This window comes from Candidatus Peregrinibacteria bacterium, from assembly GCA_016699145.1.
GTDB lineage: Bacteria > Patescibacteriota > Gracilibacteria > UBA1369 > 2-02-FULL-48-14.
In genome coordinates this window covers 816,418-836,950 of sequence record CP064962.1, presented here as the reverse complement: position 1 = coordinate 836,950, position 20,533 = coordinate 816,418, and the positions used below count along the sequence as shown (strand labels likewise).

General features: G+C 49.4%; 20 protein-coding genes and 1 tRNA gene. 10 read left to right on the top strand and 11 right to left on the bottom strand.

Features of this window, described 5'->3' with window-relative positions:
* Nucleotides 1-51: 51 nt before the first annotated feature.
* Nucleotides 52-621, bottom strand: a complete 570-nt coding sequence (locus IPG41_04650) for a hypothetical protein (GenBank protein QQR54462.1) — start codon at nt 619-621, stop codon at nt 52-54.
* 105 nt (nt 622-726) lie between these two features.
* Between IPG41_04650 and IPG41_04645 the strand changes: the two genes are divergently transcribed.
* Nucleotides 727-812, top strand: a tRNA-Leu gene (locus IPG41_04645).
* A gap of 65 nt (nt 813-877) precedes the next feature.
* On the top strand, nt 878-1,384 hold the full coding sequence (locus tag IPG41_04640; GenBank protein ID QQR54461.1) for a hypothetical protein: 507 nt from the start codon (nt 878-880) through the stop codon (nt 1,382-1,384).
* Nucleotides 1,385-1,387: 3 nt separating this feature from the next.
* Here the strand turns inward: IPG41_04640 and ybeY are convergent, their stop codons facing one another.
* Nucleotides 1,388-1,795: an rRNA maturation RNase YbeY gene (gene ybeY, locus IPG41_04635; protein QQR54460.1), complete on the bottom strand. Its 408-nt coding sequence runs from the start codon at nt 1,793-1,795 to the stop codon at nt 1,388-1,390.
* Nucleotides 1,773-2,747: a glycoside hydrolase family 18 protein gene (locus IPG41_04630; GenBank protein QQR54459.1), complete on the bottom strand. Its 975-nt coding sequence runs from the start codon at nt 2,745-2,747 to the stop codon at nt 1,773-1,775. The genes ybeY and IPG41_04630 overlap by 23 nt, the downstream gene beginning before the upstream one ends.
* 127 nt (nt 2,748-2,874) lie before the next feature.
* On the opposite strand from IPG41_04630, the gene IPG41_04625 reads away from it, so the two are divergent.
* Both IPG41_04625 and IPG41_04620 read left to right on the top strand, forming a co-directional pair.
* Nucleotides 2,875-3,546 (top strand): helix-turn-helix domain-containing protein, encoded by a 672-nt coding sequence (locus IPG41_04625; protein QQR54458.1) that lies wholly within the window; start codon nt 2,875-2,877, stop codon nt 3,544-3,546.
* Nucleotides 3,547-3,776: 230 nt separating this feature from the next.
* A complete protein-coding gene (locus IPG41_04620; protein ID QQR54457.1) occupies nt 3,777-4,700 on the top strand; it encodes a hypothetical protein in 924 nt (307 codons plus the stop codon).
* A gap of 10 nt (nt 4,701-4,710) precedes the next feature.
* On the opposite strand, the gene guaA is transcribed toward IPG41_04620, so the two are convergent.
* The 8 genes from guaA to IPG41_04580 all read right to left on the bottom strand — a co-directional run bounded on the left by guaA (nt 4,711) and on the right by IPG41_04580 (nt 14,019).
* A complete protein-coding gene (gene guaA / locus IPG41_04615; GenBank protein ID QQR54456.1) occupies nt 4,711-6,546 on the bottom strand; it encodes a glutamine-hydrolyzing GMP synthase in 1,836 nt (611 codons plus the stop codon).
* 132 nt (nt 6,547-6,678) lie between these two features.
* Nucleotides 6,679-7,677: a hypothetical protein gene (locus tag IPG41_04610; GenBank protein QQR54455.1), complete on the bottom strand. Its 999-nt coding sequence runs from the start codon at nt 7,675-7,677 to the stop codon at nt 6,679-6,681.
* Between the two features lie 51 nt (nt 7,678-7,728).
* The gene (locus IPG41_04605; GenBank protein ID QQR54454.1) at nt 7,729-8,574 is read right to left on the bottom strand and encodes a DUF4012 domain-containing protein; all 846 of its coding nucleotides are present in this window, start codon (nt 8,572-8,574) and stop codon (nt 7,729-7,731) included.
* A 75-nt stretch (nt 8,575-8,649) separates the two neighbouring features.
* Nucleotides 8,650-9,492: a hypothetical protein gene (locus IPG41_04600; protein ID QQR54453.1), complete on the bottom strand. Its 843-nt coding sequence runs from the start codon at nt 9,490-9,492 to the stop codon at nt 8,650-8,652.
* Between the two features lie 59 nt (nt 9,493-9,551).
* Nucleotides 9,552-11,174 carry a lysine--tRNA ligase gene (gene lysS, locus IPG41_04595; GenBank protein ID QQR54452.1) on the bottom strand — a complete coding sequence of 541 codons (1,623 nt, stop codon included), beginning with the start codon at nt 11,172-11,174 and terminating at the stop codon, nt 9,552-9,554.
* A gap of 1 nt (nt 11,175) precedes the next feature.
* Nucleotides 11,176-12,531: a hypothetical protein gene (locus tag IPG41_04590; protein QQR54451.1), complete on the bottom strand. Its 1,356-nt coding sequence runs from the start codon at nt 12,529-12,531 to the stop codon at nt 11,176-11,178.
* Nucleotides 12,532-12,663: 132 nt separating this feature from the next.
* Complete coding sequence (gene dnaB / locus IPG41_04585; GenBank protein ID QQR54450.1) at nt 12,664-13,623, bottom strand: replicative DNA helicase; 960 nt, start codon at nt 13,621-13,623, stop codon at nt 12,664-12,666.
* A 3-nt stretch (nt 13,624-13,626) separates the two neighbouring features.
* Nucleotides 13,627-14,019, bottom strand: coding sequence for a hypothetical protein (locus tag IPG41_04580; protein ID QQR54449.1), 393 nt, complete (start codon nt 14,017-14,019; stop codon nt 13,627-13,629).
* Between the two features lie 245 nt (nt 14,020-14,264).
* On the opposite strand from IPG41_04580, the gene IPG41_04575 reads away from it, so the two are divergent.
* The 6 genes from IPG41_04575 to carB all read left to right on the top strand — a co-directional run bounded on the left by IPG41_04575 (nt 14,265) and on the right by carB (nt 20,495).
* Nucleotides 14,265-14,624 (top strand): hypothetical protein, encoded by a 360-nt coding sequence (locus IPG41_04575; GenBank protein ID QQR54448.1) that lies wholly within the window; start codon nt 14,265-14,267, stop codon nt 14,622-14,624.
* Entirely contained in the window at nt 14,621-14,968 is a 348-nt protein-coding gene (locus IPG41_04570) for a YraN family protein (protein QQR54447.1), read from the top strand. The genes IPG41_04575 and IPG41_04570 overlap by 4 nt, the downstream gene beginning before the upstream one ends.
* A gap of 92 nt (nt 14,969-15,060) precedes the next feature.
* Nucleotides 15,061-16,542 carry a YifB family Mg chelatase-like AAA ATPase gene (locus IPG41_04565; GenBank protein ID QQR54446.1) on the top strand — a complete coding sequence of 494 codons (1,482 nt, stop codon included), beginning with the start codon at nt 15,061-15,063 and terminating at the stop codon, nt 16,540-16,542.
* A gap of 58 nt (nt 16,543-16,600) precedes the next feature.
* Nucleotides 16,601-16,834 (top strand): AbrB/MazE/SpoVT family DNA-binding domain-containing protein, encoded by a 234-nt coding sequence (locus IPG41_04560; GenBank protein ID QQR54445.1) that lies wholly within the window; start codon nt 16,601-16,603, stop codon nt 16,832-16,834.
* Nucleotides 16,828-17,160, top strand: a complete 333-nt coding sequence (locus IPG41_04555; protein QQR54444.1) for a type II toxin-antitoxin system PemK/MazF family toxin — start codon at nt 16,828-16,830, stop codon at nt 17,158-17,160. The genes IPG41_04560 and IPG41_04555 overlap by 7 nt, the downstream gene beginning before the upstream one ends.
* A gap of 119 nt (nt 17,161-17,279) precedes the next feature.
* Nucleotides 17,280-20,495: a carbamoyl-phosphate synthase (glutamine-hydrolyzing) large subunit gene (gene carB / locus IPG41_04550; protein ID QQR55658.1), complete on the top strand. Its 3,216-nt coding sequence runs from the start codon at nt 17,280-17,282 to the stop codon at nt 20,493-20,495.
* Nucleotides 20,496-20,533: the final 38 nt, after the last annotated feature.

Below are 20,533 nucleotides of genomic sequence, written 5' to 3'. Positions count from 1 at the left end.
TAGGATTTCTTACCGTCTAGAAATCTTCCTGTAGCAGCATTGAGATAGCCTCTAAGCCGCCGCCTTTTCCATTGCTACTGCTCGAGCGGCTGCTTTTTCAAAAGGCATAGAGTGTTTTTCAACCAAAGCGCGAGTGATTTCACGCTGAAGCCGGACAGGAGCTTCCTTTTGATCGGCCAATTCCATCATACGATCAAAAGTGATTAAGTTGGCGATTTGATCCGCCCCTTCTACGGCTTTTCGATAGGCACATGAAAAACCGCGGTAGCCTAGAGCGGTGGCTTTCTTTTGGGCACCAAGCTCCGTTATTCCTTCGTGGCGAATGCCCTTTCCACGTATTCCACTCTTCCTTCGGCCTTTTGCATGATAGGCTTCATGGATAGCAGTAATGGCGGCTTCGGCCAGTTGGTCCTTGCTTTTGAAGAGGCGATCTTTGTTTAAGTCGATCCTATTTTTGCAGTGGCGGCCTAAAGTTCCCTGCAACTCCGCATTGGTTAGTAGGCGAGCGTTTTGAATTTCAGCCCCTGTTTCTTCCTTCACTTCACGACACAATTTCAATAAGTCACTTTTGTGCCCTCTATCATTGACGGTTCGGATATGGTCGCTGAGTTTGTGATCCATGCTGTTTGAAAGCCTGGATTATCCAACTTTTTAATAGAAAAGTCCAGGGTTGTCTTTTTTCGAGATAGCCTCTAAAATCCGCGTACCTGGGAAGTCCTAGGCCATGCACTCGTGGCGAAATGGCAGACGCGCATGCTTCAGGAGCATGTCCGCTCACGCGGGTGGAGGTTCAAGTCCTCTCGAGTGCACCAAACCCGTCAATGCAAAGATTTGCAAATGCTTTGACCGCCTTTTGCAAGCACAGTACCATTGAGGTATGCACGCTCTCAATCGATGGAAAAAACTGGCTCTTTCTTTGGCCCTGGTGCTGCTCATCAATGTGTTTTTCAACGTGGGCCTGGAAACCTTTTATCCTGCCCCAAAGTACGACACTTATTGCCCAGCTTCACTCTTCCAAGTCACTTATGAAACAGAGGCTGCCTGCACGGAAGCGGGTGGCGATTGGTACGCTGCCAATTCTGGTGGAGCCATGTGCGATTTTTATAAAAGTTGTTATGACGAATATGAAAAAGTTTCGCAGGTTTACAATCGAAATGCTTTCATTGTTTTGACAAGTTTAGGAGTGCTCACTTTATTTTTGGGACTTTTCATCCCTAAAATACCGATGGCGGTTATGAATGGGTTTTTGTATGGAGGCATTGTGTCGGTTCTGATTGGAACAATGCGTTACTGGACTCTTATGGAAGACTATTTGCGTTTCATTGTGAGTGGGGTGGCTTTGCTGATCCTGATTGTGGTGGGCGTCAAACGGCTTAAGGATTGAGCTCTATATTCGTCCCAAGACTTGGTAGGTTTTAGGAAGCATAACAGCTTCCTCTTCGGGGGTTTCGTGGTCGTAACCGCAAAGATGCATGAGTCCATGCGCAAAAAGAAAGCGGAGTTCTTCCTCAAGGGGTTGGTCCAGGGTTTCGGCTTGGGCGCGAGCGCGTTCCACCGAAATAACGATTTGGCCCAAAGTGTGTTCATCCTCCAAAGAAAAGGACAGCACGTCGGTGGGGCGATCTTTGCCGCGGTAGTTGCGATTCAGGTTTTGGATTTCGGTGTCGTTGGTGAGCAAAAGTTCCAGTTCTGTTTGAGTCAGCTGGGGCTCCACTTTGGGAAGGCATTTTAAGATTTTTGTAAACAAGGTTTTTGAGACTTTTTCAGACGTTTTATTCAGGTAGATCAGTTTCATGAGGAGAAAAAAATTGATGAAGGCTTGTCCACTCTGTCTCGTCCATTTCCCAATAAGGATAGACGGCCAGACCCGTGACGTGCTCGGTTTGAGTGCGGAGGTTTTGCACTCCACGCAAGTAACCTTTTAAGGAAGATTGCACGTTCTCTGCAAGGGGATCGAAGCGCGTGCCTCGATTGTAACATGGAATGCCAATGAACAGTTCCGTATCTGAACCGACTCGTTTTGAAAGAGCCAGCGTTTGCTGCTCCACCCACCAACTGTAAAGATCGGGATCACGAAAGCCGGTGTCGTAGGTCATGACCACCAGTTGATCCACGTAAGGCAGTACGCTTTCGACCTGCTCGGTGGACCAATAACTTTCCATGGGCACTTCAAAATGTTTGGCGAGGAGTTGAGTGAAACCGTGGGGTTGCCATTCGTCCATGGCAATGGAAATGGAAGCTGTGGGAAGGGCGCTGCGCATTTCTTGGAGGAGGAGAAGGAAATCTGAGTCGTCTTCACGAACAGGCTCAATGTCCAAGTGAATTCCATCGAAGCCTTGCATGAGCAGCCACTGGCAACTGTCTATGATTTTTTGACGAACGGCGGCATTTTCCAAAGGCACTTTGCTGCGGATTTGTCCGATCCAGGCGTAGTTTGTGGAGGGCAATGCGGCGAGGTCTTCGGCGCTCAAAGAGAGGTCTTTGGCCAGCGTCCCATCGGGCTCAATGGGGCCCACATGAAAATATAGGTCTGTGACCGGGAGGCCCTGGAACTTTTCGAGCAAGGTTTGAGAGTTTTGCTGGCCTGTGCTGAATTCGTGCGGAAGCCAAAAAGCAAGGGCCGGTTCATGATCTTTTTCCACATGAATTCCAAACCAAAACCAAATCACCATGAAAGAAAAAATGCTGAAAAACAGCACAAACAATAAGATGAGCAGGCGTAGGGTTTTTTGCGTAGTCTTAAACACGAAGTCAGTATAAAGGAGCGGAGTTACGTCATCAATTTTTTATCCTCGCAAGTGTTTAATCACGTTTAATGTAGTCAAAGTAGACAGCCGATGATAGATTGTGGCTAGACAAATTTCCACCACGCCTATGACTCTCATTTCTCCTAAGTTTACTCTTTCACGTCAGGATGCTGCGGACCTTTTGGCGGTGTCCACTCGTACGCTCGATCGTTACATTCGATCCAAAAGACTTTCTTCACGCAAGAAAGGGGGCAGCATTTTGCTTTCGGAGGAGGAAGTGAACAATCTCAAGGTCAGTCAATTTCAGAATATGCACGGGGCTTCACCCGAGGTGGAGGGGCGTGCACATCGTCACATCGACAGCGTGGCAGCTCGTCAAAATGCTACGATTTTTGATGCGGAAACTGGAACCGTTGAAGAAAATCCAGTGGCCGTTGCGGCTCCTGCAAAAAGTGGAGTTGCCAAAGGGGAGCGGGAAAAAGTTTTCGAGGAATTGTACGATCTTTCTCGCCGTGAAGTGCGTGAATATCACAACAAATTGGAGGCGGCCAATTATCGCCTGGGACAAATGGAAATGCAACTCAAGCATTCCGTGCCTCTTTTGGATTACCATGCCAAGGAAGAAGTTTTGAAACAGCAGGATGAAATCATTCAAGGAAAAGTGAAACGCCAGGAAGAAACTTTGTCTGTTATTGAACATGAATTGCGCTCTGAACGTTTAAACAAAAACATATACATGGGTTTGCTGTTTGGACTTTTGGCTTTGATGCCTTTGCTCTGGCTCATGATCCAAGGCTGAGACATAACCACGGTTCAACGGGTATGAAAAAGGGGAGAAGGAGTGGTCTCTCCTTTTTTTAAATTCACGAAAGCAAAACCTAACGGTTTTTACCCACAGGGCACTTCGCCTCTCGTGCGCTCTCTTTTCCTAACTATTGTTGTTCGTCCAAAATCCTCACTTTGTTTTAAATGAAACGGCCATCAACTTTAGGGGTTTAAATTTTCCTGGAAATCAGGTATAATATGGGGATGTATTTTTTGCTTTTCATCCTTTCACTGGGACTTCTGGTCAAGAGCGCAGAGCGTGCGATCTGCTACTCGAATACGATCGCTAAGAGCTTCAATTTTTCGCGCTTTGTGATGGGGTTCTTTGTGATCGCCTTCATATCGATTTTGCCAGAGACTTTGATTTCCCTTATTTCTGCGGCCAAAGGCACGCCGGAATTTGGGATGGGGACTTTGCTCGGCTCCAATGTGGCGGACCTTACGGTGGTCTTTTTTTTCGTGATTTTGGCGTCGAAAAAAGGCCTTAAAGTCAGCGATGTGGTTTTTAGAAAAAACATTTATTGTCTACCCCTTTTTGCCTTGCCCATTGTCTTGGGTTTTGATTTTGAATACTCACGCCTGGACGGCTTTGCTTTGTTGGGAGCCGGGGTCGCTTATTATGTGTGGGCACTGCATCACGATTTACCCAAAGACCAGGCGCGCATTGCCAGCTCCTTTCATTGGGGCACTTTGCTGCTGCTTTTGGTGAGCATGGGTGTGCTTTTGCTCAGCGCTTCCTTGACCGTGAAATTTGGAACTTTGACGGCAGAACAATGGGGCGTGCATCCTATTTTGGTGGGACTTTTGTTTGTGGGGCTGGGAACCACTTTGCCGGAACTTTTCTTTTCGGTTCAAGCGGTGCGCAAACACTACAACGGCCTGGCCATTGGAGACATTTTAGGCACGGTGATCAGCGATGCCACGATGGTTTTGGGGCTTACGATTTTGGTGAGTCCTTTTGACTTTGCCCCCAGCTTGATTTGGGTGACGGGAGGATTTATGTTTTTTGCCGCTTTGCTGCTTTTTGTGCTCATGAAAACGGATCGAGAGCTCAGTCGATGGGAAGGGTTTTTGCTCCTAGGACTTTATTTTGCCTTTGTGGCTTGTGAGTTTTGGGCCAATCACTGAGTTAGCCTTATCACTCCCACTCAATGGTGGCGGGGGGTTTATTGGTAATGTCGTAGAACACAGCGGAGATTTGATCGTCTTTGAGGAGCTCGGTGGTGAGTTCACGGATCTTGTCCATGGGGAGTTCGGAAAAATGGGCGGTCATGGCTTCTTCGGAGACGATGGGACGGAGGACGAGGGATTCTTTGTTTTCGGCATTCACAGAAACAGGAAGAAGCACCGTGGGCATTTGCCAAACAGCACGATCCTGACCAATGTCTTTGAGCCAGAGCATGGCGAGTTTGTCCGCTTCTTGAAGGCGAAGGGTGCGGTCTTTGGTGAGCGTGCCGGGGGTGAGGGTGATGGACTCAGGTGCTGGGCCGAAATTGTAGAGCACGCGGTTCAGTTCGTGGAAGCGGTTGGTGAGGGCAGGAGCAAGTTGGGCAAGTTCTTGCCAAGTGGCCTCGCCAGTGAGGACGACGGGATGGCGATAGGTTCGGAAATCCCCTTGAACGCCCACAGATTTGATGGGCAGGGTCTTTGCAGTGAGAAGGTTGGTGAGTTTGCCTTCCGCCTTTTGCTGAGCGAGGAAGAGGTTGATTTGAGCTTCGAGGGTTTCGTGATTGGGGGCCCAGTCGGGAGCTTCGGCGCAGAGCAGGCGCACGGCAAGGCCGGGTCCTGGGAAGGGATGGCGCCAGACGAGGGCGGTGGGGAGACCCAGTTTTTCTCCGACTTCACGAACTTCATCTTTATAGAGGTCTTTGAGGGGTTCGATGACGCGTCCTTCTTTGATGAGGGCTTCGATTTCGGGCACACGGTTGTGGTGGGTTTTGATTTTGGCGGAATTTTTGGTGCCACCCGATTCGATGGTGTCTGGATAGATGGTCCCTTGGCCCAGCATCCAGTGAGCGGGGTCCAGAGCAAGCTCTTGAGCGATGCGGGCCTGCACTTCGAGGAAGACGCGGCCGATGATTTCACGTTTTTTTTCAGGTTCGGTTGCGCCGGCGAGCGCGGCGTAGAATTCTTCACTCGCGTCCACGACGTGGAGTTTGTTGATGCCTTCACGGCGCAGGGCGCTTTCTACTTGGTCGCGCTCGCCGGCGCGCATGAAACCGGTGTCTACAAAGAGGCCATAGACACGGTCTGTGCCCAGGGCTTTGGCCAGCAGCACGTAGGCGACCGTGCTGTCCACTCCGCCACTGATGAGCATGAAGACACTTCGGTCGCCGACTTGCGTGCGGATTTGCTGCAGGGATTGTTCCACGAAGCTGCCGAGGTCCCAGTCACGGGCAACCCCGGTGAGTTTGATGAAGTTGAGGAGCATCTCGTTGCCTTTGACCGTGTGCACGACTTCGCCATGGAATTGCACGCCATAAATGTTCCGTTTGGAGTCGCCGACGGCAGAGTAGCCGTCGTCTTTGCTGGTGGCGAAAACTTCGAAACCATCGGGAAGTTGAGTCACTCGATCGCCGTGGCTCATCCAGACTTGGGTTTCTTCTTGAGGTGCAAAACCGGCGAAAAGACCTTCATTTTTTTGGATGGTGATGGCGGCTTTCCCGAATTCGGCTCCGACCCCTTTGCCGGGCTCCACAGTTCCTCCTAGGAGGCTTGTGATGAGTTGATGGCCATAACAGACACCGAGTATGGGTTTGCCGAGGGTGAAAATGGCGGGGTCTACGGTTGGGGAGCCGGCTTCATAAACAGAAGCGGGGCCCCCGGAAAGGATGATGCCGACGTAATCTTTGAGACCCTCCGCGGTGACGTCTGCAGGGTGGAGAATTTCGCTGTAAACGCCGAGGCGTCGAACACGCGTGGCGAGCAGGTGTGTGTACTGGCTGCCGAAGTCGAGGATAGCGATTTTGTTCATTTTAGGTGAGACCTGATGTTTCTAGAATGTCGGAGGAGGCGTTTTTTGGCAAGTGTTTCGAGGGTCTAGGGGATGCTAAAAAGCAAAAATCGCTAATTGTTACAATGTAACAATTGGAGGAATAACGAAAAATCACTCTTGAGGAAGCTCGGTTGGGATTTCTTCCAAAGCTTCTTCTGGCAAATTGCGTTGCACGACGGTCACGCTGCGGGGGCTGGGGTTTTGCACGTTACCGCGCGTATCACTGAGGCTTTCAAAAACGACTTCATAAAATTCCTCCTCTTGGGTGGTCATGCCGGTGGTGGTCAGAATAACGACGTTTTCTTGAAGAGTGGCGCTCAACACGGTGAGCGTGTCGGTGGTTTCGGAGCTTTGGTTGAGGTCGGTCACTTTGTAGTTTTCGGGGTCGTCGGCGTAGAAAGTGTCTAGGGTTTCGTTGAAGACGAGGGTGATCTGATTGAGTGCTGTGATTTCGTGGGAGACGATGCGGGGTGGCTCTTGGTCGGGCAGCAAGCTGAAACTGAGGTTCGTGTCGGTGAGCAGCTTGAGATCGAGGAAGGCGACGTTTTCGTGGACTTCAAAGTGCGGTGCATTGAGGCCCATGCCTACGGGAGCTTTGACGATCACGCGGTAGTGGTCCTGGTCCGTGCCGGGCTGTTTGTGCAGATGGAGGAAGTAGACATCATCGTTCCAAACATATTCGGGCAATTCGTAGACATAAGTGAATGTTTGGGACTGTCCGGGGGCAAGAGTGACCAGTTCGCCGAGCACAGCGCTGTCGTTGCGTTCTTCACTGATGGTGGAGCCGGTGAGGATTTTGGCGCCGAGCGGAACCAAGGTGCGGAGGTAACCGGTGTAAGTGCCGCTGAGCGGAGGGTTGTTCCCACCATTATGGGTGAGGGTGATTTCCACTGTGGCCTCCACGATGGGGTTGCCGAGTACATCCTTTTGGTCTGTGATTTCGAGGGTGTACCTCACGTCGCGAGTGAGGTAGCGATCGGATTTCATACCGCCGTAGTTGCCTTCGTTCACGACCAGGAAGTCGCCCATGTCGGATTGGGGCAGGGCGCCGTCCCAATTGCGAGCACGGAAGGAGCTGACGAGGCCATCGCGGTTGAAGGCAGCGAGCACGTGTTTTTCACGAAAGCCTTCGGCGAGCAGGTCGCGGAATTCGAGGAGGCGTCAGGGAAAGATGAAGGTTTTTAGGATGAGCTTTTTGATGAGAGGCGCGGCGATGTCTTTGCGAGTGGCGAGGGCTTCTTCATCATGGCGGTCAATGTCTGAGACGAGGGAGGAGAGGGATTCAAAGAGGTTTTGCTGGGTGAAGGTCGTGCCGTCTATGCTGACTTCGTCATAGATCCCGACCCAGTTTTCAAGGAAGTGGAAGTCCACGGCAACGACTCCATCGATGCGTGCTTCGGGGTTCGTGAGTTGATAAAAGTGGATGAGTTCATCTTTACTCAGACGGAAATCGGGATCGAAGTTGGCGTCCCGGAAAGTATGTCCCGCATAGTTTTCGTTGTCGAGCAGTGTGGAAAGGACGAGGGGTGGCTCCATGGTTTTGTGCTCGTCGATTTCGGCGTAGACGTCGTGGAAGGTGATGCCCTTGTAGAGGCCATGGCTGAAGGTGAGTTCGGCATAGTTGGAGATGAAGCCTCCGGTGGGCCGGAGTTCGTAATTGTTTTGGAAGAGCACGATATAGGTGCGGTTTCCGAAGGGGAAGCCGGTGAGGGAGGGGGCGCGCCAGAATAGGAAGCGGAATTCGCCCAAGAAGAACCAGATGATGAAGAGTCCTGTGACGAAGATGGCGGTGAGGACGAGGAGGATTTTTTTATGGAGCGGCCATTTGGGGCCGGGATTGCGAGGAGCGCTGGAGCGGGTTTTGTTCACGGTTTTTTTGGCGCGGTCAAAGAGATCTTTGGCTCGCTGGGTCGTGCTGGGCTCTTGCCCTGGGTCGCCGCCCTCGGGCACGTGCGGCGTATGCCGAGTGGGTTGATAGCCGCTGATGCCGTAGGAACGATCGTGCATGAAAAATCGTGAAGGCGGCTTCACTATAAGGGGAGTCAATTTTTTTGCCTACTCAAAATTAAAGATTACTGCCTCCTAGCGGTAGTCCACTACAGGCACACTGAGGGTGCTTAAAGGGATTTCAGCAGCTCCTTTTGCAAGCCCAAAACGAATGACTCCGCTCGTTTCACTTAGATTGATATAAGGGAAGTTTTCAATCATTTTCTCTCCACCCATATCATTGAAGCGGCATTCCACTTCCATCGGTGAAGGGAATGGATAAGATTTTCCATTGATCAAAAGACCTTCAGCCATGTCCGTTGTGGAGGGGTTTTCAAAAGTCGCTCCATCGCAGATGCTGCTGGGTGCGTAGGTGATTTCCAAGGTCGTTTCTCCTGACTCGATGGTGAGTTTTTGCCCTGTATGGTTTGAAAGAGAGTAGGACAACACACCAGTATCAAGATCAACATAATCGGTCATTTCAATCCAGAATGTTTCCCATCCGCTCTTCCAGATGATCTCCAAATACTCATCACTCCATAGGACATTGGGGACGGTGGTCCCTGCGCCTAAAGCACGATCTGCTAATTTTGTGGCTTTGCCAGAAGCGAGATCCACCACCCAGGAAGCCTGTCTTACTCCACTGCTTGAGTAGTAAGACCCATCGTCGTTGGCTTCTGCGGTCCACACCCAGTATTTATCAGCTCCAAAAGGGTAGCCCCCAATTGCCAATTCGGGGGAGGGGAGCAGATTAATTGCGTTAGCTAAAGAAGTTTCGGGTTCTTTGTCTTCATCGGAGTCTGTCACAGAGGAATCTTCAATTTGTGAGTCGTCCAGGGGCAGTTCCTCGTCTGTAGTACTTCTGTCGAAGTATTGAATTCCATTTAAAGTGAGGGAAGCGATCAGCAAGATGGATAAGAGCGCAATGAGTTTTTTCATAGATGATGAAGTGTTATTTCTTTTTTGTGGCTTCACTATAAGTACATTTCAGTTTTTTGTCAGGACTTCCGGTGTCCTTTCTTCGCTGATTCTCTTGCTTTTTCTGCAATTTTTTTGGCGGCTTTGAGATCTTCCTCGAGAGGGCGCATGATGGGGAAGAGCACGGCGTCGCGGAGGTTGTCTTGGCCGGTCAAAAGGGTAACGATGCGGTCGATGCCCATGCCGAATCCAGAGATGGGGGGCATGCCGTGTTCCATCGCGGTGAGGTAGTCGAGGTCCATATCCATGGCCTCTTCGTCTCCGCCGGCGGCGGCTTTGGCTTGTTCAATGAAGCGCTCGCGTTGGTCCACAGGATCCACGAGCTCTGAGTAGGCTTTGACCACTTCCCAAGTGTTCACGAGGAGTTGAAAAGTTTCGCACACTTTTGGATTTTCATCGCTGCGACGCGCTAAAGGCATGGTGCTGGCAGGGTGGTCGATCACAAAGCACGGATTGATGAGTTTGGGTCGGCTGACTTTTTTGTAGAGAGCATCACAGAGGTTTCCGTAACCCATTTTTTCAGCGTCTTCGAGGATAATTTTTTGCCCCTGTGGATCTCGTGCTTTTTTAATGGCCGCGCGGAGGGCGACGACGTCGCCTTCGGGATGTTCGGGAGTGAGAAAATCGTAAATCTTGATGCCGCTGTCTTTTTCGATGAGTTCACCAAAAGAAATACGCGGCCAAGGCGCTTTGAAGTCCACTTCTACATCGCTACCGTCGCGAGAGCGAACTTTGATTTTTGTCGTGCCGAAAAGCTTTTTAATAACCGTGGTGAGCATTTTTTCGGTGAAGTTCATGTTGTCCTCATAATTCCAATAAGCGCCGTAATATTCGAGCATGGTGAATTCTTGGAGGTGGGAGGGATCCATGCCTTCGTTGCGGAAGCATTTGGCGAATTCGTAGACGCGCTCCATGCCGCCGGCGATGAGGCGTTTTAAATAGAGTTCGGGTGCGATGCGTAGGTGTACATCGAGGTCGAGCGCGTTGTGATGCGTGAGGAAGGGGCGAGCGGTGGCGCCGGAGGCGATCGCCGCGAGCACCGGGGTTTCTACTTCGAGGAAGCTGTGCAAATTAAGGAATTGGCGGATTTCTTCGATGAAACGACTGCGAAACACAAAGCGGGACGTGGTCTCTTCACTCATCACCAGGTCGAGGTAGCGTTGGCGGTATTTGGCTTCTTGATCTTGAAGTCCATGCCATTTTTCAGGCAGTGGACGTAGGGTTTTGCCGAGAAAAGTCCAGTCTTTGATGAGAAGCGTGAGCTGGCCGTGCTTGGTCATGAACAGTTCTCCAGACGCGCCAATGAAGTCGCCCATGTCCACTTTACGGAGCAGTTTGTAATTTTCTTTACCGAGCACTTGTTCCATAAAACAGATTTGAATCGTGCCGGTTGCGTCTTTTAGGTTTGCGAAAGCTAAGCGTCCGTGTTCACGCAGGGTCATGAGACGACCGCGGATCGTGAAATCGGTGGAAATTTTATCTGCCAAAATGTCTTCGATGCTGCGTGTTTTTTGCGCTTTTTTGGAAGCGAGGACTTCGGCAATCGAATGAGACCCTTCGTAGCGAGCGGGATAAGGGTTGATTCCGAGCTTGCGGAGTTCATCCGCTTTGCGAAGACGATCGTTGTATTCTTGAGAGGGCATATTAAAATAAGTTGAGTTGATTGCCTTTCTTCCTGGCAGATTTTACAAGTTCCTCCCTAGAGTTTACAAGGAATTTGATGGGTTGATACTTGATTGTCAAACCATAGTAAGGGACTCTTCCAATCTTTTCTTTTTCTTCAATGATGTCCAACTCTCTCAATGGCTTGAAGTAGTAGCCTGACACGTTTGATTGTGCTTTTTTGAACAATTGAGCTATTTCTTTTTGGCTGATGTATTTATCTGATCGGGCAAGGTAAACTAAAACTTGCTTTTGTTCTGGAGTTAATCTTATCACTTCATTTTCAATGCGCTCCCACCTTTCTTTACCCAGAAGATAAAGGGCTTCTTTATAGGGAAGTGGCCGGGCAGTGGTGCCGGAGTACTGCCCTAAAATATCTCTCACCGCTGACATGATCGATCTTATATCTCCTCCATACAGGTCATAAAGTTGAAAAATCACTTCATCTTCTACGGGCTTGATGTAAGAAATGACGCCTTCTGATTTTAAAAGACTCATTCTTTCGTTAAAAGCTTCTACAATTTCGGTTTTACTTAAAGGATTGATGAACAAAGGTGTGCGAATGAAAATGCTTTCAACTCTCTTTTGTGTGCTGATGATATCCTTAAAGAAATTCCTTGGGCCTAAGAAAAGGAAATAGACATCGGGGGTTTGTAATATGTCTCTTATTTCGTTAAAAAAATCGATCACTTTTCGGTGGCCTTCTTTGTTCTTCAAGACTACATCAAAATTATTCACGTGGATAATAATGCCTTTGTATCTTTTCTTTAAGATTTCTGTCTTTTTAATGAAATCAATGAGCTCTAAGTAGTACTGCTCTAAACTTGCATTCGCCAATTGGATTGGAGGAAAATTTGCTTTATCAACCCCTAAATCTGCTCCGAAACCTAAGATGTTGGCGCCACCTGTGATACTCAGTGTTTGAGTGATGTCTACAATTTGGCTGAGTCGTTTGAGTAGCTTCTGTTCTAAAAGTTTAGGCTGAAGAAGCCTAATTTCTCTTAAAATAGACCCTATGATTTCTATCATGAAGTTGCGCTTATTCAGCAAGTAGTCATTCGCTTCAATTTCACGTCTAAAAGAAAAGATTGAATTTTGTTTAGCGGTTTTCCACATGTATTTTCGGAAATTCGCTAGACTTGTTTTTCCTACTCCTACATCTCCACAAATGGCTAAGGCAAAACGACTTTCAGATTTAAAAAGGTTGTCCAATGCTTGAATTTCTTTTGTGCGTCCTACAAAAGCCTGCTCAATTGGGACGTCTCCACCTTCAATTAAAGGAAGGGTGTCGTAGGGGTCTTTTTTTAAACCAAATTGTTGCCAATTGATTAAGTTCATCTATATATATAGAGAGATCTTTAAAGTTCTATATGTTAGATTGATCTTATTTTTAGTGAAAATCAATAGATTCTATGTCGATCTAAATTATATATGTCAGTTAGATGAGCTCCTGTCTTTTTGAGATAGGTTCTAATCCTCAAAAGTTCCACTTCGTTGACGGTCGATGTCGTAGAATTTCATTTGCTCCTTGCGGAACATGAGTTCGGCGCGGCCCACCATGCCGTGGCGGTGTTTGCGCACGTAAATGTCGGTGATGCCTTGGCGTTCGGTGTCTTCTTCGTAGTAATCTTCGCGGTACATCATCATTACGACGTCTGCATCCTGCTCAATGGCTCCTGATTCGCGAAGGTCGGAGAGTTGCGGGATTTTAACGGGACGTGCTTCGACGGCACGAGAGAGTTGGGAGAGGGCCATGATGGGGATGTGCAGTTCACGAGCGAGCTGTTTGAGGGAACGAGAAATTTCGGAAATTTCTTGGACGCGGTTCGTAATAGAGAGCATGCCCTTGCCCATGGACATGAGTTGAAGGTAATCCACAATGAGCAAGTCGAGGCCGTGCTCCATTTGCAGGCGGCGGGCCTTGGCACGCAGTTCGGAGGTGGCGACGCCGGCGGAATCGTCTATAAAGATTTTGCAGCTGTTGAGTTGATCCATAACTTGGCCCATGCGCATGAAGTCGTCTTGGGTGAGTTGGCCGTTCTTCAGCTTCCAACTGTCCACTCCGAGCATGGAAATGAAGAGGCGTTCCACAAGTTGTTCTTTGGACATTTCGAGTGAAATGATTCCTATACTTTTGCCGCGCAGTGCCGCATTGAGTCCCAGGTTGAGAGCAAAGGCGGTTTTCCCCATGGAGGGACGGGCGGCGAGAATGATGAGGTCGGAAGGTTGTAAACCGGTGAGCAAGTGGTCCAGGGAACCAAAACCCGTGGCGAGTCCTTTGTATTTGGCGGCTGCTTCTGGATCATGGAGATCTGAAATTTTTTCATAGGTGCTGGCGAGGATGTCTTTGATGGGCACGAAGCGATTGCGCATGAAGGTTTGCGAGACTTTGAAGAGTTCTTGCTCCGCCTTGTCCACCAGCTCATCCACTTCTTACTCCTCTTTGTAGGCTAAAGCGGTGATGTTGCCGCCGGAAGTGATGAGTTTACGGAGCGTGGATTTTTGTTTGACAATGAGCGCGTATTGAAAGACGTGTGAGGCCGTGAGCACTTCGTTGCACATTTCTTCCAAATAAGTTTGGCCGCCGACTTCGTCGAGCTTGCCGTTGTCTTTGAGCCAGGTTTTAACCGTGAGGATGTCGATGGGACTGCGTTTTGCAAAAAGCTCCTGGATGCCAGTGTAAATGCTGGCGTGGGTCTCGTAGTAAAAGTCCTCGGGTTGAAGGAGGTCTGCGATTTTAAGCAATGCGTTTTTTTCCACCATCACCGATCCGAGCACGGATTTTTCGGCTTCGACACTGTGAGGAGGGACTTTGAGATCGGCCATAAAAAGGAGGCCTGGCCTTGCATGATTTGCGAAGGCGCGAGGCGGGTTTTTAGTTTTGCACAAAGCCGTTTGGGGGGCAAGGGGAGTGGGGCTAAGCTCCCAAAAAAGTCTGGTTGAATCCAAATGAGGCTTTTTTGGCGATTCTTGCTTCTTTGATACTTTTCTTGACGGCTTGTCAACTTGCGCGCCTTGCGAAGTTGCCGGGTTTGAGTTAACAATTGTTTCTTGTTTAATAAAGAATTTTTATGGGTTTAGGAGGTCCCGGTGAAGATCCTGTGGCGGTAGATACGGAGGCGAGAGCTGAGTTAATCGCTCAACTTAAAAGGGCGGTGGTGGATTTTCAAACGCTTATCCCCAGCACCAATGATCTAACAAGAATGCATGGCTGGTGGGTTAACCGTGTCATACTTCCAAATGGCTTTGAGATGATTAGTGGCGGACGCAAAGCAAGCTTGGGTAGTCTTTTAGAAGACTTACCCGCGAGTGAGCGTGTTTGTTATTTTAGAGCATCCGGGCAATATTCGAGCTCTGTAGGCGATTGGGAGAAAACACTGGCAGAGCTGCAGCAGCGAGCACAAAAACTGGGTGTATCCATCTCTCTATGAACCCTCACGCCTTTGGTCTGTGGTGTGAAGAACAGGTGGCGCAGTATTTGGAGTGTGTGCGGGGGTGGCGGATTTTGGAAAGGCGGGTGCGTTTTAAGGGAGGGGAGGTGGATTTGATTGCCGAGTCCCCAGCGCAGGAGCTGTTTTTTGTGGAGGTGAAGGGGCGGCGCAATGAGCGGTTTGGCAGTCCCCTCGAAGCCATGACTGAGACCAAGCAAAGCCGTTTTTATCGAACGGCCTGGGAATGGAAAAGGCGGAAAAAAGAATGGCGAGAGGCGCGTTTTTTGTTTTATAGCGTGGAACTTCAGGAAGGGATTCCTCTGCTCGATTGTTATGAATTTTAGGGCTGTTGTCGGCGCTCCAACAACGTCATTTTAAGGAGGGGGTTTTGTACAAGATTTCACAAAAATGAAGATTTTGGCGAAACTGAAAGTCTATGCTGCTTTCTTCGTACACCCTGCAGGGCATCACGGTGCTTCCCGTTCACATTGAAGTGGAGGTGAGTCCAGGCATGCCCGTGTTTTCGATCATCGGGATGGCGGGGACCAGTGTGCAGGAGGCCAAAGATCGCGTGCGGAGTGCGCTGACCAGCAGTGGTTTTCGTTTTCCGCTCACGCGTAAAATTGTGAATTTGGCACCTGCGGAACTGCATAAAAGCGGGAGCCATTTCGATCTGCCCATTGCGCTTGGTTTTTTGATGTTGACCAAGGAAATTGCCGGTTTTTCTGCGGATACTTGGGCGCTGGGGGAACTGAGTTTGAACGGGGATTTACGTCCGGTAAAAGGCCTTTTACCGGCCCTTTTGTACGCACGCAAAAATGGAGTGAAACGTGTTTTATTGCCGCGCGGGAATTTGGCCGAAGCGAGCCTGGTGGAGGGTTTGGAAATTTTTGGATTTTCGCATCTTCAAGAAGTGATTGAATATTTAAAAAGCGGCGAGCGCCCCGCGTTTGTAGAGGACGATGAAAAATCGTTTATGGAAGCCGAGGCGATTTTGGATTTTGAGTCGATTGCGGGACAGGCGGGGGCCAAGCGCGCGCTGGCCATTGCGGCCAGCGGCGGGCATCATGTGCTGATGTCCGGGCCACCCGGCAGCGGGAAAACTTTGCTTGCACAATGTTTTGTGCAACTTTTGCCTCCGTTGAGTTCTGAAGAAAAACTAGAGGTTTTAGCCATTCATTCGGTTGCGGGGCGGGAAGCGGTTTCCATGGCCAACACTCGGCCTTTTCGCAGTATTCATCCTCGCTCCACTCCTTTCACCGTGTTCGGCGGCGGAGCCAGCCTTTGCCCCGGGGAGCTCAGTTTGGCGCATCGCGGCGTTTTGATGATGGATGAATTTCCTGAATTTTCTCGTGAAATTTTAGAGGGCCTACGCGGCCCCTTGGAAGGCCAGGAATTGCGCCTGCGCTATGGGAAATCCAGTTGCCATTACTCTTGCGATTTTCAGCTTGTTGCCACTCGCAATCCATGTCCTTGTGGCTATGCGAGTGATCCTGAAAAACCTTGCCGTTGCACAGCGGCGGAAAAGGCACGTTATCAAAAGAAAATCTCAGGCCCTATTTTGGATCGTCTCGATTTGAGTGTGGAGGTGCCTCGCATGGCCTATGACGATTTTAAAGCCTCCCCTTTGAGTGGTGTTTCGTACCGAGAGCGGGTGCTGGCGGCCCGCGAACGGCAGGCTTGGCGTTATAAAAATGAAGGATTCCATGTGAATCAACATTTGCCACCCTTGTGGCTGGCTCGCGAAAACTTGGATCTGAAAACGGAAGATTTTTTACGACAATCCACGCATCATTATAAATTGTCGGGGCGGGCTTTGCACAAGTTGCTCAAAGTGGCACGCAGCATTGCTGATTTTGAGGCCAGCGAACGGATTGAATACGTGCACATGGTGGAGGCTTTGCAGTATCGGATGTGAGGGTGGACTTTTTTATGAAAGACGTATATCCTTTGTATATACATCATACTATACATTCATGAAGACCAAGGTATCAAAATGGGGGAATAGTTTGGGACTGCGCATCCCTAAAGTTTTTGCTGCAGCGATTCCCGTTAAAGCGGGCACCGTGATTCAGATGCAATTGGTGGGCAAAAAAATCATCCTTTCCCCTCCTGAAGAAACCTTAAAAGAGATGGTGGCTCAAATCACTCCTGAAAATCGACATGATTTACTTTTAGAATTTGACACTGTAGGAAAAGAAATATGGTGACTGTTTATATTCCCAAGCAAGGTGATTTGGCATGGCTTACGCTGGACCCTACTTTGGGGCATGAACAAAAAGGGCGTCGCCCTGTCATGGTTGTTTCTAGTTCCACTTACAATCGCATCGGAATGGCCTTGATTTGTCCTGTTACTTCTCAGGTGAAAGGGTATCCTTTTGAGGTTCCCTTGAAGGAGTTGCAGCTAGAGGGGGCTGTGCTATCTGATCAAATTCGAGCAGTGGATTGGCAATCTAGACGCTTGGAGTTCATTGAAAAGGCTAGCACTTCGGTCTTGAATCGCGTGCGAAAAAATTTGGCCAAGTTGATGGAATGACGCTACAATTAGGGCCTTTGCGGGCTTTCAATTCTCTTGCATCGGGGCTGAGCGGACGCTACATTCTTTGAGATAGATTTCCCTTACACTTTCGAGACTTGGCCCCAACTGCTTCCAAGCTGCGTCTTCCTAAAAAAGTTCTGATCCTCGGATCGGGGGCTCTCAAGATTGGGGAGGCGGGCGAGTTTGACTACTCCGGTTCTCAGGCGATTAAAGCTTTGAAAGAGGAAGGGGTGGAGGTGGTTTTGATCAATCCGAACATTGCGACAAACCAAACCAGCAAGGGGCTCGCTGATCAGGTGTATTTTTTGCCGATCACACCGGTGTTTGTTGAAAAAGTGATTGCAAAAGAAAAACCGGATGGACTGCTTTTGAGCTTCGGGGGACAAACGGCTCTCAATTGTGGAGTGGCTTTGAAAAATTTGGGCATTTTAGACAAGTACGATGTGCGTGTTTATGGAACGCCCGTGAGCTCCATTGAAAAGACGGAAGATCGTGAACTTTTCAACAAAGAATTGCAAAAAATCGATGTGAAGGTGCCGCGCTCCATTGCCTGCACCAGCGCCAGCGCGGCAATGAAAGCAGGCGAAAAAATTGGGTTCCCACTTTTGGTGCGCGCGGCTTTTGCGCTCGGAGGGAAGGGAAGCGGTTTTGCGAACAACGAAAAAGAACTCAAGGAACTCGTGGACACCGCCTTTGCCTTTTCGCCCCAAGTTTTGGTGGAAGAAAGTTTGAAGGGTTGGAAAGAAATTGAATACGAAGTGGTGCGCGACTCGAACGACAACTGCATCACGGTTTGTAATATGGAGAATTTTGATCCCCTTGGAATTCATACGGGGGAAAGCATTGTGATTGCACCGTCGCAAACTTTGAGCAACAGCGAATATCACATGCTGCGCGAACTCGCACTCAAAGTGATACGCCATCTCGGCATTGTGGGGGAATGCAATATTCAATATGCGCTCGATCCCCAGTCTGAAGAGTACCGTGTGATTGAGGTGAATGCGCGTTTGTCTCGTTCCTCGGCACTCGCGTCCAAAGCTACGGGCTATCCGCTCGCCTATGTGGCGGCGAAATTGGCGCTTGGGTACAGCCTGCCCGAATTGCGCAATGCGATCACCGGTGTGACCACCGCGTGTTTTGAACCTGCGCTCGACTATGTGGCTTTGAAAATTCCTCGCTGGGACTTGGATAAATTCCGCAAAGTGTCTCATCACATTTCCAGCGAAATGAAGTCCGTTGGAGAAATCATGGCGCTGGGGCGCAGCTTTGAAGAAGTGATTCAAAAGGGACTGCGCATGCTGCAAATTGGAATGATTGGACTCACGGGCAATGAACGTCTGAACATCGACACTGAAAATTTGAGAGCGGCAATTTCGAAGCCCACGCCCAAACGCATCCTTGCGATTGCAGAAGCCCTTCGCCAGGGTTGGGACGTGATGGAAATTTATAAACTTTCAGGAGTGGATCCATGGTTCCTTGGAAAGTTGAAGCGCATTGTAGATATGGATGCACAGCTCGAAAAAGAAGAGCTGGATGAGGACTTGCTGCGTTCGGCAAAAAAGCTCGGCTTCAGCGACAAGCAAATTGGACTGACCCGAAATTGCGAAGAAATGGAAGTGCGCAAATTGCGTAAAAAGTTCAAAGTGCTGCCTGCCGTGAAGCAGATCGACACAATGGCGGCGGAATATCCGGCGAAGACGAATTATTTGTACCTCACGTATCATGGCGATAAACACGATGTGGGTTTTGCGCCCAGTAAAACTTCAAAAAAAGAGCCAAAAAAGAAGGCGATTGTTCTAGGAAGCGGAGCGTACTGCATCGGGTCTTCGGTGGAGTTCGATTGGTGTTCCATCAATGCGGTGAAGACCTTGCAAGCGAACGGCTATGAGACAATGATGATCAATTATAATCCCGAGACCGTGTCCACCGATTATGACATGTGTGACCGCCTTTATTTTGATGAGCTGTCTTTGGAACGCGTGCTCGACATTTATGAATTGGAAGACCCTGAAGGCGTGGTGGTTTCTACGGGAGGACAAATTCCGAATAACTTGGTGAACAAACTCGACAGTGCCGGTGTGAACATTTTTGGAACGTCTGGGAGGAGCATCGACCAGGCGGAAAATAGACATAAATTCTCTCAACTTTTGGACCGTCTGGACGTGGATCAACCCAAGTGGAAGGAGTTTGCAAAAACCGAAGATGCATTCAAGTTCGCGGATGCAGTGGGCTACCCCGTGCTCGTTCGTCCTTCTTACGTTTTGTCGGGTGCGGCGATGGCTGTTGCGCAAAATGAAGAGGGGCTTTGTGCGTATTTGGATAAGGCGGCTCGCATTTCGAAGGAAGCGCCCGTGGTGATCACGAAATTTGAGCTCGGTGCGAAGGAAATTGAAATCGATGCAGTGGCACAAAATGGGGAACTTTTGATTTATGCGATTGGGGAACATGTGGAAAACGCCGGGGTGCACAGCGGGGATGCGACCATTGTTTTGCCTCCGCAGAAATTGTATTTAGAAACGATCAAACGTGTGCGCCTGATTGCAAAAAAAATCGCGGAGGCGCTGAAGATTTCGGGGCCTTTCAATATTCAATTTCTGGCGGTGAACAATGACATCAAAGTGATTGAGTGCAATTTGCGTTCCAGTCGCAGTTTCCCGTTCAGCTCGAAAGTCACGGGTTACAACTTTATTGAGGTGGCGACCGAAGCCATGCTGGGCAAGGCAAAAAAGCGCGATTATAAAACGCTCGATTTGGACTACGTTGGGGTGAAGGCGCCTCAATTCTCGTTCTCTCGTCTCAAGGGCGCAGACCCTGTGCTCGGGGTGGAAATGGCCTCGACAGGGGAGGTGGCGTGTTTTGGTGACGACCTGAATGAGGCATTTTTGAAAGCCATGCTTTCCACCGGATTTGAAATCCCAAAACCCGAAAGTGCGGTGCTCATCTCCATTGGAAGTATTGAGGGCAAAGCAGACTTTTTGAGCGCGGCTCGCAAGCTCGTTGCGCGGGGACATCCGCTTTATGCCACGCCAGGAACCGCGAAAGTGTTTGAAGAAAATGAGGTGCCCGTGACCGTAGTGCATAAAATCGACAGCGGCCTCAGCCCGAACTGTGAAGAGCTGATTAAAAAAGATAAAATCAGTTGGGTGATCAATATTCCACGTGGTTACTCCCACGAAGATGCGACGCTCGGCTACCAAATTCGCCGCCTCACCATCGACAACAACATTTCGCTCACCATTGATTTGAAAGTTGCAAAACTCATGGTGGATTCCATTGAGCGCTACAGCATAGATGATTTAGCGATTGAACCGTGGAGTCATTATTTGGAGTGATGAATCAGCAGGACCATCTTCGATGGCGCCCCTTTGCA